Annotated in this window: 12 protein-coding genes and 1 tRNA gene; 9 read left to right on the top strand and 4 right to left on the bottom strand. The window is 32.7% G+C overall.

Features of this window, described 5'->3' with window-relative positions; genetic code table 11:
- Window positions 1–342 precede the first annotated feature (342 nt).
- A complete protein-coding gene (locus tag CD155_RS12880) occupies window positions 343–801 on the top strand; it encodes a hypothetical protein (RefSeq protein ID WP_256605023.1) in 459 nt (152 codons plus the stop codon).
- 245 nt (window positions 802–1,046) lie between these two features.
- Here CD155_RS12880 and CD155_RS02550 read toward each other — a convergent pair.
- Window positions 1,047–1,135 (bottom strand) — tRNA-Thr (locus CD155_RS02550).
- A gap of 607 nt (window positions 1,136–1,742) precedes the next feature.
- On the opposite strand from CD155_RS02550, the gene CD155_RS02545 reads away from it, so the two are divergent.
- A complete protein-coding gene (locus CD155_RS02545; protein WP_103212427.1) occupies window positions 1,743–2,912 on the top strand; it encodes an MFS transporter in 1,170 nt (389 codons plus the stop codon).
- Window positions 2,913–3,282: 370 nt separating this feature from the next.
- Here CD155_RS02545 and CD155_RS02540 read toward each other — a convergent pair whose 3' ends face one another.
- From CD155_RS02540 to CD155_RS02530, 3 genes are all read right to left on the bottom strand, one after another.
- A complete protein-coding gene (locus CD155_RS02540; protein ID WP_002444709.1) occupies window positions 3,283–3,660 on the bottom strand; it encodes an iron chaperone in 378 nt (125 codons plus the stop codon).
- A 10-nt stretch (window positions 3,661–3,670) separates the two neighbouring features.
- A complete protein-coding gene (locus tag CD155_RS02535) occupies window positions 3,671–5,206 on the bottom strand; it encodes a bifunctional metallophosphatase/5'-nucleotidase (RefSeq protein WP_103212426.1) in 1,536 nt (511 codons plus the stop codon).
- Between the two features lie 72 nt (window positions 5,207–5,278).
- On the bottom strand, window positions 5,279–6,832 hold the full coding sequence (locus CD155_RS02530) for a Gldg family protein (protein WP_103212425.1): 1,554 nt from the start codon (window positions 6,830–6,832) through the stop codon (window positions 5,279–5,281).
- 233 nt (window positions 6,833–7,065) lie between these two features.
- Between CD155_RS02530 and CD155_RS02525 the strand changes: the two genes are divergently transcribed.
- From CD155_RS02525 to CD155_RS02495, 7 genes are all read left to right on the top strand, one after another.
- Complete coding sequence (locus CD155_RS02525) at window positions 7,066–8,019, top strand: phosphate/phosphite/phosphonate ABC transporter substrate-binding protein (RefSeq protein ID WP_037541749.1); 954 nt, start codon at window positions 7,066–7,068, stop codon at window positions 8,017–8,019.
- 121 nt (window positions 8,020–8,140) lie between these two features.
- Window positions 8,141–8,914, top strand: a complete 774-nt coding sequence (phnC, locus tag CD155_RS02520; RefSeq protein ID WP_044466621.1) for a phosphonate ABC transporter ATP-binding protein — start codon at window positions 8,141–8,143, stop codon at window positions 8,912–8,914.
- 1 nt (window position 8,915) lies between these two features.
- Window positions 8,916–9,722: a phosphonate ABC transporter, permease protein PhnE gene (gene phnE, locus CD155_RS02515; RefSeq protein ID WP_070833253.1), complete on the top strand. Its 807-nt coding sequence runs from the start codon at window positions 8,916–8,918 to the stop codon at window positions 9,720–9,722.
- On the top strand, window positions 9,719–10,528 hold the full coding sequence (gene phnE / locus CD155_RS02510) for a phosphonate ABC transporter, permease protein PhnE (RefSeq protein ID WP_103212424.1): 810 nt from the start codon (window positions 9,719–9,721) through the stop codon (window positions 10,526–10,528). Before phnE (CD155_RS02515) ends, phnE (CD155_RS02510) begins: the two co-directional genes overlap by 4 nt.
- Window positions 10,529–10,737: 209 nt before the next feature.
- A complete protein-coding gene (locus CD155_RS02505) occupies window positions 10,738–11,388 on the top strand; it encodes an SDR family oxidoreductase (RefSeq protein WP_103212423.1) in 651 nt (216 codons plus the stop codon).
- A 753-nt stretch (window positions 11,389–12,141) separates the two neighbouring features.
- Window positions 12,142–13,137, top strand: a complete 996-nt coding sequence (locus CD155_RS02500) for an O-antigen ligase family protein (protein WP_256605024.1) — start codon at window positions 12,142–12,144, stop codon at window positions 13,135–13,137.
- Between the two features lie 525 nt (window positions 13,138–13,662).
- On the top strand, window positions 13,663–16,317 hold a 2,655-nt coding region (locus CD155_RS02495; protein ID WP_180991829.1), incomplete at its 3' end, for a lectin-like domain-containing protein.

Below are 16,317 nucleotides of genomic sequence, written 5' to 3'. Positions count from 1 at the left end.
CACTTATACAATTGTTGATAGCCTTTCAACATGAGAGATAGTTACTAATTAAATAGATATATATATAATATTTTTAGCACCTACAGTGTATTCGTTGTAGGTGCTTTTTATTATATTATGGGAAAATTATATTTAATAAGTGTTATTTAATTTGAACAATGTAAAATGACAGTAAAAATTCTGTATTACAAATGAAATAATTAAAAGTTTGTGATTACGTAGAAATTGTAAAATTTAAACTTTTGAAAGGGGTTACAGTAAAATGAAGAAAGTCACTTTATTAAGCAGTGCAGTATTAGCAGGTACGATTGCTTTATCAGTAATAAAGAATTTAACACTAAAATGGGATATTTAAAAGAATTTGATAAACACGGGCGTACGGATATGGGAGCAAGACCTTATGCAGGTATAGCGCCAAGAGGTATGACTTCAAAGCAATATTCTGAATTAGAATATAATGTAGGTAATGCTAACGAAATGCCTCATTCAGTATTCAACAAAAGAGTAGATAAAGAAACACAAAAAATCGCAAATAAATATGGTAATACAATCTACGCACCACAAAAAACATATAAGCCACATTCAACTCAAACTCATCAAGGAAATCGTCCATATGCAGGTATACCACCAAAAGGAATGACAGAAGCACAATACGCTGAATTAGAGAAAAATGTCGGTGACGCATCTAAAATGTCTAAAAAAGTATTTGAGAAAAAAGTAGATAAAGAAACACAAAAAATTGCAGACAAATATAATACTACAATTTATGCACCACAAAAAACGTTCAAACCACATAAATAATTGGAAGTAAAAGCATTCAATAAATAAAACTTAATTTAGTTAGCATAAACATAGCGTATGATATTCAAGAAGTATTTCTTTACGTTGCTTCTTAATAAGATACGTTATGGTTTTTAAACATTTATAAAATGGAAAAATGATTATATATATAATAGAAGAAACGCGTTCAATTTACCTTTTCAAAAATAGAATTGAACACAAAAAAGGCAAGTTCTCGTAATAAGAACTTGCCTTAAAATAATTAGCGGAGGGAGAAGGATTTGAACCAACGCGAGCAAAAGCTCCTACCAATCACGAATGATTGGCCTCTTAAGCCAGACTTGAGTATCCCTCCAAAATCAGAACATTAATTATTATAGAACGCACAAAGCATTTTGTAAAGAGAAAGTATCATTTTCTTTAAATTCATGTAAATTCCATTCTCATACATCTATCAAATCCAATGTTTAATCAATCTAACCACACCGATGATACTATAAAATATAACATCAAAAATGGTGTCCCAAATATACCACAGCCAACAATTTTTACGTTTTTTTTGTTCTTTTTTATTCTCAGAACGCATCATAAGCCTCCAATGATTACTCTTCTATAAATAAATATAACAATTGATCAGCTTCTTCTCAAAACTTACGTTAAATTTCATTATGTTAGGGAAGAGAAAAATAAAATTCCATCTTAGTTATCAAAACCGGGACAAAATCTTTAATTTCGCAAAATTATTTTCATTGTTCCAATCCTGATAATTTTAAAATGACCTTTATATTGCGTCATCAAAAATTGTCTTAATATTATTATTATGAAAATAACATGAAAGCTTACGCTCACTACTTTTAAATACTACAATAAATTTCAATTTACCTCTTCACAAGCGTTATGATTTTTTATAATATATCACTCATGTTGATTTTTTAAAAATTAGAAAAAGGGAGTGAGCAATAATGAGAGAAAACAAAATGATGTTCATCGTATTTATGTTAGGAACATTTACTGTTGGTATGGCAGAATATGTAGTCACAGGTTTGCTAACACAAATAGCTAGTGATATGAAAGTTTCAATTTCAAGCGCTGGTTTATTAATTAGTGTTTATGCAATTAGTGTCGCTGTCATCGGACCATTTATGAGAATATTTACTTTAAAAGTACATGGTCATCGATTATTACCTATTTTAGTAGCCATATTCATTATAAGTAATTTAGTAGGAATGTTAGCACCTAATTTCAACGTATTATTATTATCAAGATTAATGTCAGCAGCGATGCACGCACCATTCTTTGGCGTATGTATGAGCGTAGCAGCTGCAGTTGCTCCTCCCGCAAAGAAACCACAAGCGATTGCATTAGTACAAGCTGGTCTAACCATTGCTGTCATGATAGGTGTGCCATTCGGATCATTCCTTGGTGGATTTGCCAATTGGAGAACTGTATTTGGTGTCATGATTGGTTTAGCTGTGATTACAATGCTAGGAATGATTAAATTTGTTCCAAAAGTTTCATTAAGCGCTGAAGCTAATATTGCTAATGAATTAAAAGTATTTAAAAATCCACATATTCTTATCGTTATTTCTATTATTGTATTTGGATATTCAGGCGTGTTCACTACGTATACATTTATGGAACCTATGATTCGAGATTTTTCACCATATAAAGTTGTAGGCCTTACAGTTTGTCTATTTATGTTCGGATTAGGTGGGGTAATTGGAAATTTAGTCACAGGAAGTATTCCAGAACAAAAATTAACGAAGAATCTTTATCTCACATTTTTACTTTTATTCGTTACAATTATTCTGTTTGTAACAGTTGTTCATTACGCGGTTTTAGCATTAATCATATGTTTTATGTTCGGTTTCGGAACATTTGGCACAACGCCATTGCTCAACAGCAAGATTATTTTAAGTGCACACGAAGCCCCTTTACTTGCAAGTACTTTAGCGGCGTCAGTGTTTAACGTGGCAAACTTCTTAGGTGCCATGATCGGTTCTATACTGCTATCTATTGGCTTACCTTATATTCAAATTACATTTATTTCTGGTGGTATTATCATATTAGGTATCATTCTTAACTTTGTTAATCATCTTTATGAAAGAAAGTACATCACATTTAGTAACTAAATAATCCGCCATTTTGAAATAAGATTTTTACTATGAAAATGTAAATTCAAAACTAAAATAGCAATGATATAAATTGAGCTCCTTAAATGAAAGTTTTTAAAACAAACATTTGAGGAGCTCTTATAGTATGATTCACGGGAGTGGGACATAATTAATTGTCTCAGCTTTCTTTAACATATTGGCAGCAGATGTCTGAATTGAAAGTGCGCTTATATCAAGCTACTTTCAATCCTAGCCATCCTTGCCGGCGGGGCCCCAACACAGAGAATTTCTTTTTAAGAAATTCTACAAACAATGAAAGTTGGGAGAGAGACAACGAAAATAATTTTGATAAATTATATTTCTGTCCCACTCCCCATGCATATAACAATTATTTATGATCTCTCCAAAACTTTGAATAATTTTCTTTTTCCTTCATATTCAATGTAATCATTTCTTCAATTAGAGGATAATCAATTTCTTGATCCCATTTAATTCTTAATAAATTATCTGTTTGTGTATAACCAGCATCAGCGACACGTTGTTTAAAATGTTTTAAACAAGCAGCCTCTGGCATAATAGAAAAATGATGTTTCGCTTTACTAAATGCGATAATAAATGTGTCATTGTAAGTATACATAGGTTGATTCCATTTAACCACACGCTTCAATTCGGGAAAACGTGAATCAATCCACTCAAATAAGCCTTCCATTTTTTCACGATGGTCTGCAACTTCAATATCTTTTAAAAATGCTGTGAATTCTGACATGATATCTCCTTTATTTTACGACTTCAAAATTAACAACTTGAGGAATGTGACTTAAGTCATTATTAGATAAATAGTTGATTAATAACTGAGCCCCATCAATTTGAATATCTTTAACTACTGTTTTATCTACATACATATCATAATTACCCCCACCAACCGCACGATAATTATTCACACAAATTGTATATGTTTTATTTTCATCCAAGGGTTGTCCATTTATACTCAATTCGTTCACACGTTCTCCATAAGGGCGGCTCACATTAATTGTATAATGAATTCCTGCAAATATATCATAATTGAAATGCTGAGGTTTAGGCTCAAGGAAGTCTGCGCTCACACTTATTTTATTATCATGTAAATCAAAATAAGAGGCTGAACGTTCAATAGCTCGTTTAATATCATTACCACTCAGTTCAAGTACCTTAAATGTATTTGGAAAAGGATAGTTATTGATGATATCTCTCATAGTGATATCTGTATCAAATCCCTTAGCAGAATCAAATAGGGCAGTACATGCGATATCAGCCCCGCTACTTTCAAGTAAAATGTAGTTTAGTAAATTGATGAACGGATGAGGCTTAACTCTAGCTTCAAAAGCATTCTCAACACGCATTGAAGTAGGCAAAGTCGCCACTTTTTTATCTAACCAATCTTCTAAATGTGTACGTAGTTTTGAATCTTGAGGTTCAATTTCAAAGTTAGGATCATCTTCAACATTTAATAACGTACATGATTCAACTTGAATATCTTTTTGACTTTCAATATTTAAAACAATTTTTCCGACTTTAGTGCCTCGTGTACCAGGTTGTATTATTGCTGTTTGGTTGTGAATCATAGCGATGTCACGGTGTTGGTGGCCTGTGATTAATACATCAATGTCACTACTGAATAAACGTAAAATTTCTGAGGCTTCATTTTCACCAGTTTGAGCTTCGGTCGGTTCTTCAGTTTCTAAATCTCGTTCGAACCCACCATGATAACTTACAACAATGATATCGCTATGCTTTCGTAATTCTGGTAAATGTTTTTTTAAGGTTTCAACAGCACTTTCAAACGTTAAAGTTTTAATGTATTCAGGCTGTTCCCAGTGAGGAATAAATTGTGTTGTTAAACCAATGACGCCAATGGTTACATCATTTTGATGTAAATAGGTAATTCCTTGGTCTGTAAAGGGTTTTCCATTTTCAAAAATGTTAGCACATAAAATGGGATAATCAAGTTGCTGGATCGTATCTTTTAAATAACTTAAGCCATAATTAAATTCATGGTTACCAATTGTTCCGAAACTAAATCCTAATCGGTTATAAATATCAGTTAATGGACGACTCGATTTTAGTTCAGAAACTAAATAATTGCACAGAGGGGAGCCTTGTAAAAAATCTCCATTATCAACTTTTATCGTGCCATCATAGTGCGTGCTGTCTTGTTCAATGAGATGATTCGCTTTTAATAAACCCATAGGTAACTCATTATGTCGATTTGAAAAATCAGTTGGGAAGATAAATCCGTGTACATCACTTACTACATAAAATGCTAATTGAGACATCTGCCTAAACCTCCATAAAAAAGACATTGATACACACATATTGTACCAATGCCCCTTAAAATATTACATATATTAATTAATATCACTTGTCTTTAATACTTTCTTTCCTTGTTTGATTCTAATATGTGCATCTTTAATATCTTCTGAGACTTTAGCGGTTAATGTCAATGTAGCTTCACCATGACGATCAGTCTTCACAGATTGTTTTTCACTATAACCTGGATTACTAAATTGTGAATCATTAGTAGAGAAGCTACCTATTTGTTTACCACCATCTTTATAAATACCAACTGATAAGTCATCAATCGTGCTATTTGCAGGATAACCTTTAAGTTTTATCTTAACTTGGAACGGATGATTAGGTTCAATGTCCTTTGGCAAAAGAAATTGAGCATCGCCCACCTTTTCATTATCAGATCCATGATTGTTATTACCGTTATCATTGTTATCAGAACCACTTTGCGTGCTACCATAAATGCCCGGTTTAAATGTTGAACGGTCGTACCATTTGTAACCTTTCTCAGGCTGAGACCAAGGTTCTTTTTGAGGTTCTGTAGAATTTTCTGGCTTTTCAAAGTTTAATAGAGGTGTTTTACTATCAAGTTTAACACCTGTCTCTTTCATAGATGAATGACTATCAGTTTTACCCATCCATGTCGTTAAATTTTTTAAAAGTGTGCCATTATCTTGTTCTTCAAAACCATCATATGTCTTTTTCGATTTACCATTATCTTCACGTTGATACTTAGGAGAACTATCTTCTACAAGTGATGTATCACCGATAAATGCTGCTTTCCCTTTACCTATTTTTGAAATAGCTACATACGGACCTTCTTTAATACCTCCGCCATTATAGATGCCTTGATCAACAGCATGGGACCATTTCTGGTTATTAGACAAGTTATCAGGAAGATAGACAATTCCTTTAGCTTTATCTGGATCGGTAATTGCTAGAGTTGAACCTGAATGCATAGAAACGGAATGAACGTTTTCTGTAATACCAAAGCTATCTTTATTAGATACAATGTTTTTTGTATTCAAATCACCTAATGCGTTGTATCTAAAGCGTACGCCGAAGTTGTCAGATAGCCAGTCAGAACTTTTAACCCCTTGCATCGCTTTAGAGTTTTTCTCACCGTTATCCATATCTTTTGTCATATCTTGATAAGCACCACGACGATACCCATTCATCGATTCAGAAGAATCAATACGATTTAAATTTCTATCAGCATTGTAATGGTCTGAGATGAAAATGACACTACCTCCACGTTTAACAAAATTGACGATGGCTTGTTGTTCTTTTTCTTTAAATGGATTATTCGCTTCCGGAATAACTAAAATGTGAGTATTTTTAAGCGTGCTATCACTAATATTTGCTTCACCATCTAATTCTTTTACATTATAGCCTTGTTGTTTCATTGAATCAGCATAATCTGAGAATGCGCCATCAATGACCCAATCAGCTGCACCAGCTGTTTGTTCATGAGAATTATCAAATAGTACATTTTGATTACTTTGATTTGAAGTTGAAGAAGAGGATTGTGTCGTTGCTTGTGCTGAGTGAATCGATGTTACTGAAATGGCAGTTGCTAATACAGTAGAACCTAGTATTTTAAATATTTTCATCTCTATCATTGACTCCTCACTATAATTTATACTTTTTAAAATTATAGTATATAAACTTAAAGTGCTGTATGACCTTAACGATTTCTTTACAAACTCTTATTGTTTATTATAAAAAATTTATAAATTTAATTGAAATTAAATACTCATTACTTATTAGATATGCTAATCTATAATTATAGGTTCAAAAATATACATATTACACCATTATAAATGTGAAGGGGACAGTTATTATAATGAAGAATTTGAAATTTTTAGTAGTACTTGTTTTATCGGTAGTTATTTTCGCGGCAGCCTGTGGGAACTCTAGCTCGTTAGACAATAATAAGAAAAGTTCAGATAGTAAATCTAGTTCAGACGGCTATAAACCAAAGGAATTAACAGTTCAATTCGTACCATCTCAAAATGCGGATAAATTAGAAGCAAAGGCGAAACCATTAGAAAAGTTATTATCTGACAAATTAGGTATTCCAGTAAAAGTATCAGTTTCAACAAACTACAATACAATTGTAGAAGCAATGAAATCTAAAAAAGTTGACGTAGGTTTCTTACCACCAACTGCTTATACATTAGCACATGACCAAAAAGCAGCAGACTTATTACTTCAAGCACAACGTTTTGGTGTAAATAATGACGGTTCACCAAATAAGAAATTAGTCGATGATTATAAATCTGAAATCTTAGTTAAGAAAGACTCAAAAATTAAGAGCTTAAAAGATTTAAAAGGTAAAAAAATTGCACTTCAAGATGTAACTTCTACAGCAGGATACACATTCCCATTAGCTACACTTAAAAAAGAGACAGGTATCAATGCAACTAAAGATATGAAAATTGTAAACGTGAAAGGACACGACCAAGCAGTTATATCTTTATTAAACGGAGACGTTGATGCAGCAGCAGTATTCCAAGATGCACGTACGATAGTTAAAAAAGACCAACCAAACGTGTTCAAAGATACTAAAATTTTAAAACTGACTGAACCAATTCCAAACGATACAATTTCAGTACGTCCTGATATGGATAAGAAATTCCAAGAAAAACTTAAAAAAGCTTTCAAAGAAATCGCTAAATCTAAAAAAGGTCACAAAATCATCAGTGAAGTGTATTCACATGAAGGATATACAGATACAAAGGATTCTAACTTCGATATCGTAAGAAAATATGAAAAAGAAGTTCAAGACATGAAATAAAACAATTAAACGATAAGATGAATTGAATCAAAAACAGAAAAGCTAGGAGACTGAATGTAAAGATTGATTAATCGATTGTTCAGACTTCTTAGCTTTTCTTTTTAAAAGAAGGGTGTATGTTATGAGTCAAATTGAATTCAAGAATGTGAGCAAGGTATATCCAAATGGACATGTGGGATTAAAAGATATCAATTTAAATATTGAAAAGGGTGACTTCGCAGTAATTGTTGGGTTGTCAGGTGCAGGTAAATCAACATTATTGAGATCAGTCAATCGTTTGCATGATATTACTTCTGGTGACATTACGATTGAAGGGCAATCGATTACGAAAGCGCGTGGTAAAAAGTTATTAGAAATGCGACGTAATATTGGGATGATTTTTCAGCATTTCAATCTTGTTAAACGTTCTACCGTCTTAAGAAATGTATTAAGTGGAAGAGTAGGTTATCATCCGACATGGAAAATGGTTCTCGGTCTATTTCCTAAAGAAGATAAAATTAAAGCCATGAATGCATTAGAACGTGTAAATATTCTAGATAAATACGACCAACGTTCAGATCAACTTTCTGGTGGGCAACAACAACGTATTTCTATAGCACGTGCATTATGCCAAGAATCAGAAATTATCTTGGCCGATGAACCAGTGGCGTCATTAGATCCATTGACAACGAAACAAGTTATGGATGATTTAAAGAAAATTAACGAAGAATTAGGCATTACAATCTTAATTAATTTACACTTTGTAGATTTAGCACGTGAATATGGATCTAGAATTATTGGTTTGAGAGCCGGTGAACTCGTTTACGATGGACCAGCACATGAAGCGGATGAAGAAGTGTTCAATCATATTTACGGTCGTGCAATTAATGACGATGAAAAGTTAGGAGTGGAGTAATATGGCTACACCTACATCATCTACGAATAAATATGATCAATATTTAAATAAAAAGATGTCACTTAAAACAAGCTTTTCAATCATATTAATTATTGCTTTGATTATTTGGAGTTTTATTTATACGGGGTTTAGTATAGGTGACTTAATGGTAGGTATTCCGCAAATTGGTTCATTCTTTGGCCAAATGGTGCCACCAGACTGGAGTTATCTTGACCAGATTACTAAACCGATGTTAGATACGATTCGAATGGCAATTGTAGGGACGTTTCTTGGGAGTATTGTATCTATACCAGTAGCGTTGTTATGTGCGAGTAATATTGTTCAAACAAAGTGGATTGCTATTCCAGCTCGTTTTATTCTGAATATCGTCCGTACAATACCCGACCTTCTCTTAGCAGCAGTATTCGTTGCTGTATTTGGTATTGGACAAATTCCAGGGGTATTAGCATTATTTATTCTCACTATCTGTATTATTGGAAAGCTATTATATGAATCTCTAGAAACAATCGACCCGGGTCCAATGGAGGCGATGACAGCTGTTGGTGCCAACAAAATAAAATGGATTGTATTTGGCGTTGTTCCTCAAGCAATTTCTTCATTTATGTCATATGTTTTATTTGCCTTTGAAATTAACATTCGTGCATCAGCTGTTTTAGGTTTAGTTGGTGCGGGAGGTATTGGATTATTCTATGATCAAACTTTAGGGTTATTCCAATATAAGAAAACAGCAATGATTATTTTATTCACACTTGTCATCGTTGTCATTATCGACTTTGTGAGTTCGAAAGTGAGGGAGAAATTAGCATGAATGAACAAAAGTTTGAATTGAATTCAAAACGACATCGTCAAAAAATGATAAAGAATTGGATGATTGCTGTTGTAGTAGCGATTATCATTATTTGGGCCTTTGCTGGTATGCCTGCACTCGAACTAAAAAGTAAATCCATTGAAATACTAAAGTCAATTTTTTATGGTCTGTTTCACCCAGATTTAGGTTATATATACATACCTGCAGGTGAGGACTTGTTAAGAGGTTTATTAGAAACATTTGCTATAGCTGTCATCGGTACTTTTATTGCTTCTATTATATGTATTCCTTTTGCATTTTTAGGAGCAAGAAATATGGTTAAATTAAGACCAGTTACCGGGACAAGCAAATTTATCTTAAGTATTATCAGAGTTTTTCCAGAAATTGTAATGGCACTTATTTTTATTAAAGCTGTTGGACCAGGTTCCTTTTCAGGTGTATTAGCACTAGGGATTCATTCAGTAGGAATGTTAGGAAAATTATTTGTAGAAGATATTGAAAGTTTAGATTTTAGTGCTGTAGAATCATTAAAAGCAAGTGGTGCCAATAAAACTAAAACATTGATATTTGCTGTGATTCCACAAATTCTTCCGTCGTTTATATCATTGATTCTTTATCGTTTTGAGTTAAATTTACGTTCTGCCTCTATCTTAGGTTTAATCGGTGCTGGAGGTATAGGAACGCCACTAATCTTCGCGTTACAAACACGTTCATGGGGTCGTGTAGGTATTATTTTAATAGGATTAGTGCTTATGGTGGCAATTGTTGACCTTATTTCCGGTGCAATACGTAAACGTATCGTGTGATTATCTATTTTAATGAGTATACTTACCGTCTTAAATGTTTCAAATTAGAGTTTTTAAATCAAGAGACTCACTTTTAAGAAGTCCGGTATACTCTTTTTTTAATTTTCAGGAAAACAACACACCTATAAGGTATATAAGCATATGAGTTGAGTTGCATTGATTTAAGCGTTAATATGCATGTGCATACAAAAAAGGAAGGGGTTATATCAATGAACGTTTTAGTTATCGGCTCTAATGGAGCAGTTGGTAGAAAAGTGATTTCTCAATTAAAAGATACTGATCATTCTTCAGTAGCTCTAGTACGTAAAGAAGAACAAGTTAATGAACTTAAAGACTTAGGCGCAGATAAAGTGGTTGTTCAAGATTTAGAGGACGATTTCTCAAATGCATTTGAAGGCGTAGATAGCGTCATCTTTACAGCAGGCTCAGGTGGTAGCACTGGCCCAGATAAAACGTTGCTAGTTGATTTATTGGGTGCTAAAAAAGCCGTAGATTTCGCATTAAATCATAATGTGAAAAAGTTTGTTCAATTAAGTGCAACAGACAGTATTGAACCTGAAAAAGAATCAGATGTGATGAGACCTTACGCAGTTGCAAAACATTTTTCAGATCTTTACATTGAAAATTCAGGATTAAATTACACAATCGTTCATCCAGGCCCACTTCAAGATGATGAAGGAACTGGCAAAATTGAAGCTGAATTAAAAATTAACGGAGACCCAAATAGTTATACAATTCCACGTGAAGATGTTGCAACGGTATTAATTGAATCACTTCAAGAACCTTCAGTAGAAGGAAAAGACATTTTTATTCAATCAGGTCAAACTGAGATAAAAGATGCTTTGAAAAATATTAAATAAATGATATACAGTTCAGAGGCTGAGACATAATTAAATGTTTCAGCCTTCTTTAACATATTGGCAGTAGATGTCTGAATTGAAAGTTCGCTTATATCAAGCTTCTTTCAATCCTAGCCATCCTTGCCGGCGGGGCCCCAACACAGAGAATTTCTTTTTAAGAAATTCTACAAACAATGAAAGTTGGGAGAGGGACAACGAAAATAATTTTGCTAAATTATATTTCTGTCCCTCTCCCTGCTTTTCTATAGAAAATGGCTGGAATTGCTAAAAATATATGTGCCACAAACATTTCATGCTATAATTACAAAACATAATAAACTAATAAAATAACAATAGAAATAAATAGGTGAGTAGGCATAGTAGGCTTATCATTTCACACCTCAAGCGAGTCTTTCTAAAGACACAGTAGAATTAACAGCAAGATGATTTGGAGAAGTATAAATGAAACAATTTTTGAAAATGAACAAACAGACCATCAGAGAAAATACACTAATTAGTCTCATTTTCATAATGAGTATATGCAATAAATGGACGCTCTTTTTAGCAATATTATTATCACTCATACTACTCAAAAGAGGCGTAATCGGCGTCATTCAACTTATATATCTATATATGATAAGAACTTTAATGAATTCGACTTTTGATCTCGGAGAAAGTACTGTTTTTATCACATATATGCAATACATTTTAATATATGTGATAGGAATATTTTTCCTTATTAGATATATTAAGAAATGGACGCGAAGTTATATTATGTTTAACTTTGCTTTTTCATCAATGAATTTAATGTTGATTTATATTTTGATAAGTCTTGTTGTCTCGGACTATCCAATGATGTCTGTAATTAAAATTATTAATTACTTTATTCCTTTAACGATTATCGTACTATTAATATGTTTAATTAAAGATATTGAAGAACTTGTAATATGGACGGCACAACAAGTAAAGTTGCTAATTATCTTTTCCTTGTTACCCATCGTGTTGAAGCTAACAAATTATTTCATTAAGGGTGAGTCATTTCATGGCTTTTTGAGTGATTACAAAACCTTTGCGGTAATTCTTTTAATGGGGTTATTGATTCTTATCCTCTATATCCTGCGGGAATATGAAATAAATTTATTAAATTTCTTTGTTGTATTAATTGCAATAATAGAACTTTATTTAACAGATTCTAAACTAGCATGGGTAACGCTAATGATAAGTCTCTTAATTATTTTATTACTTTTAAATTTAAAAAAGCGCTATAAATACCCGATGATTTTGGGAATTCTAATGCTAGCTATAACAAGTATTTTTCATCCTTTAGTACACTCCTTAGTGGTAAACTTCATTTTTAAAGGGAATTCAATAGAAAATGTACTTATGCCTAAAGATAATCAAATCAAAAATATTCAATATGCTTTTGAAACTCATCCATTTTTAGGTAGTGGATTCGGAATACCTATGCATCATGCGAATGGTTATCTAAAAAATTTAAACATTGAAGCGGGAAATATCATTTTTGAAGTTATTATTTTTACAGGTATGATTGGACTGACTTGCTATGTAATTTACATATTGAAAGTTATTCTTTTAGCTAGAAAACCTTTTAGAGTGACGATTGTATTGTTTATAGCAACGTTACTTGTTAATTGTATAGAAATAATCATGTTCAAGTCTTTAAATGCCGGAGCCTTATGCTACATTCTTTGGGGGATTTATTTGAAAGATGGAATTCAAGATGAAAAATATAACTTCAAGACGATATAAATAAGAAAATATTAAGAATGAAAATACATACACAAACTTGTCCTATATGCATTAAGGAAAAAATATAAAATATAAAAAATTGAGCTTAATGTTAAGGGAAACACTAATAGAATTACTAAAAATTGGAAAAGCTGACTTGATCATTACACGTTCAAGTCAGCTTAAAATATGCATTTTTTTGCATAAAAACACATTAAGTAAAACTAGTTTCATCTTTGGAAATGATTAAAATTTAATTCAATTTGGCTAAAAAATGAAATAACGCTTTCATAAGATTGAATGACATTCAATAGTATTTGTTTGAAAATTATGTTTAAATTTGGAAAATATCGGGCCGTTAAAGTGCTTTATTACACGTTTAGTATATAAAATGTAGTTATGCGATATTTTAGTATGAAGTTATATAAATATTGTGTTAAATTGGTTGCTTTTTACATATATTGAGTTATATACTTGAGGAAATGAATATTTATAGTATAAACGACTACATTATACAAAATATTTAGGATAAGTGGGAGAGAAATTATGTCAAAAAAAGAAAAAGATTTTAACAAGAGTCTTAGCCATGAAAAAGCCCGGGTCAAACTCTACAAGTCAGGTAAAAATTGGGTCAAAGCGAGTATTAATGAATTCGAACTATTAAGAGTCATGGGGTTACCCTTTTTAGGAAAAAATATAGTGAATGAGACTCAACTTGATGACAAAAAAGGCAACAAACTTAAGAAAAATGCTGCTAAAACAATGGCTATTGTTGGTGGGGCCTTTACATTTAATATGTTGCAAGATCATCATGCATTAGCAGCATCTGAGACACCGATGACATCAGAAATATCATCAAATAGTGAGACTGTAGCGAATCAAAATTCTACTACAATTCGAAATTCACAAACAAAAACGGCAAATAGTACGGTTTCTAACTCAACTCAACAAAGTAGTGAAATTAGAAATTCAACAACTCGAACTTCTTCATCTGAAGCAGTTAAAAGTAACGAAACCACAAGTGAAAAAGCCATAGAGAAGCATCAAAATAGTGAGAGTATAAAAAACAACTCTAATGGAAATACAAATAAAATTCAAAACAGCGAAAAATCTAACTCATCTTCAGAAAAATCTTCAATAGGCAAATCAACTGTATCAAATACCGACACATCATCCGCAAATAACGAAAAAAATTCCCAACAACATAAGAATGTATCTACTTTAAATAAAACTACCCAAGACTCAGAAAATCAAAAATCAACACGTACATCTTCTTCGGAACATATAAATAGTAATAGTGAAGATAAATCAACTCGTACTCAGCATAGTGAAGTTGCGACACAAAAAGTTTCAAGTGAAAATCAATCAAGTACACACACGTCAGAAAAAACGAATTTAAACCATGTGTCACAATTGGCAAGTGAATCAAATAAAAGTTCACCAAGTAATTTAAGAACTTTCAGTAGAATGAGAGTTTTTAAAAATTTGGCTGTATCACCAGCTGCATCTACTACGACCTCAACAAGTGTATCAGCAAATTCAGTCGTAGTAACTAAAGATAACTTTAATGAGCATATGAACCTTTCTGGTTCTGCAGTTTATGATCCTAAAACTGGTATCGTTACTCTAACGCCAGATGATTATAGCAAGAAAGGTGCAATTAGTTTAAATACACGATTAGATTCAAATCGTAGTTTCCGGTTCACTGGTAAAGTTAACTTAGGTAGTAGATATGAAGGATACACTAAGGATAATATTGTTGGTGGAGATGGAATAGGGTTTGCCTTTTCTCCAGGTAATCTAGGACAAATAGGGAATGAAGGGGCAGCACTTGGTATTGGTGGATTAAATAATGCATTTGGTTTTAAATTAGATACATATCATAATACTTCAACGCCTAAAGCTGATGCTAAAGCTAAGGCTGATCCGTCTACCGTAGGAGGTGGAGGTGCTTTTGGTGCTTTCGTTTCTACAGATTCAAATGGTGTAGCCACAACTGATGTTAATAGTACAGCTAAATTAAAAGTTCAGCCAACGGATAATTCATTCCAAGATTTTGTTATTGATTATAACGGCGATACAAAAGTGATGACTATTACCTATGCTGGTCAAACTTGGACAAGAAATATGTCTGATTGGATAAAAAATAGTGGTTCCTCAACATTCTCTTTATCTATGACTGCATCTACTGGAGGGGCTAAAAACCTTCAACAAGTACAATTTGGAAAGTTTGAATATACTCAATCAGCAGTAGCCCAAGTGAGATATGTTGATGCAAATACTGGAAAAGATATTATTCCACCTAAAACATATGCTGGAAACGTTGATGGCAGTGTCACAATTGATAAACAAATAGATGCTTTGAAAAAACTTGGATATAACTATACTGGCGTTGACAGTTCAGGTGCACCGACTTATACAGACAGCACAGGCACAATCAAATTGACGAATGCTGGTCAAACTCTCATTTATAAATTTGGAGATGTTCAAAAACCTACGATTAGCGTAAGTAACCAAACTATAGAAGTAGGAAAATCTGTTACACCTATTAACGTAACAATTACAGATAATGGTACAGGCACATTAACAAATACAGTGAGCGGTTTACCTTCGGGTTTGTCATATGATAGTAGCACTAATACTATTACAGGCACTCCAACGAAAATTGGCACGACAACAGTAACAGTACAATCGACTGATTCAACAGGTAATACATCAAGCAGTAGTTTCATTATCACCGTAAAAGATACTACTGCACCAACGATAACTCAAATTAGCGATCAATCATCTGAAGTGTATAACCCAATTTCACCAATAACAATTAATACAACGGATAATAGTGGTGCTACAGTAACAAATACAGTGACTGGATTGCCTGAGGGCCTTATATTTGATTCGAATACTAATACAATTAGTGGGACACCAACAAAAATAGGTAGTTCTATAATTACAATTACATCAACTGATAGTAGTGGAAACAAATCTACATCAACATTTAAGTATGAGGTTGCGAGAAACAGTACTAGTGATTCTATTTCTACTTCCTCAAGCCAATCAACGTTAGATAGTCAAAGTACTTCGACATCCACGAGTACATTTAAATCAACATCAGCAAGTAGTTCCACATCGTTGAGCGACTCAATAAAGGCAAGTGAAAGCACGTCAATATCAGCAAGTAGTTCCACATCGTTGAGCGACTCA

This window comes from Staphylococcus caprae, from assembly GCF_002902725.1.
Lineage (GTDB): Bacteria > Bacillota > Bacilli > Staphylococcales > Staphylococcaceae > Staphylococcus > Staphylococcus caprae.
This window is presented reverse-complemented; position numbering and strand designations above follow the sequence as displayed.

Coding starts and splice junctions, on each gene's coding strand:
- CD155_RS02535 (WP_103212426.1), bottom strand. CDS start 5,206: ATGTCTCAATTAGCATTTTATGTAGTAAGTGATGTACACGGATTTATC.
- CD155_RS02540 (WP_002444709.1), bottom strand. CDS start 3,660: ATGTCAGAATTCACAGCATTTTTAAAAGATATTGAAGTTGCAGACCAT.
- CD155_RS02545 (WP_103212427.1), top strand. CDS start 1,743: ATGAGAGAAAACAAAATGATGTTCATCGTATTTATGTTAGGAACATTT.
- CD155_RS02500 (WP_256605024.1), top strand. CDS start 12,142: ATGTTTAACTTTGCTTTTTCATCAATGAATTTAATGTTGATTTATATT.
- phnE (WP_070833253.1), top strand. CDS start 8,916: ATGGCTACACCTACATCATCTACGAATAAATATGATCAATATTTAAAT.
- CD155_RS12880 (WP_256605023.1), top strand. CDS start 343: ATGGGATATTTAAAAGAATTTGATAAACACGGGCGTACGGATATGGGA.
- CD155_RS02525 (WP_037541749.1), top strand. CDS start 7,066: ATGAAGAATTTGAAATTTTTAGTAGTACTTGTTTTATCGGTAGTTATT.
- phnE (WP_103212424.1), top strand. CDS start 9,719: ATGAATGAACAAAAGTTTGAATTGAATTCAAAACGACATCGTCAAAAA.
- CD155_RS02505 (WP_103212423.1), top strand. CDS start 10,738: ATGAACGTTTTAGTTATCGGCTCTAATGGAGCAGTTGGTAGAAAAGTG.
- CD155_RS02530 (WP_103212425.1), bottom strand. CDS start 6,832: ATGAAAATATTTAAAATACTAGGTTCTACTGTATTAGCAACTGCCATT.
- phnC (WP_044466621.1), top strand. CDS start 8,141: ATGAGTCAAATTGAATTCAAGAATGTGAGCAAGGTATATCCAAATGGA.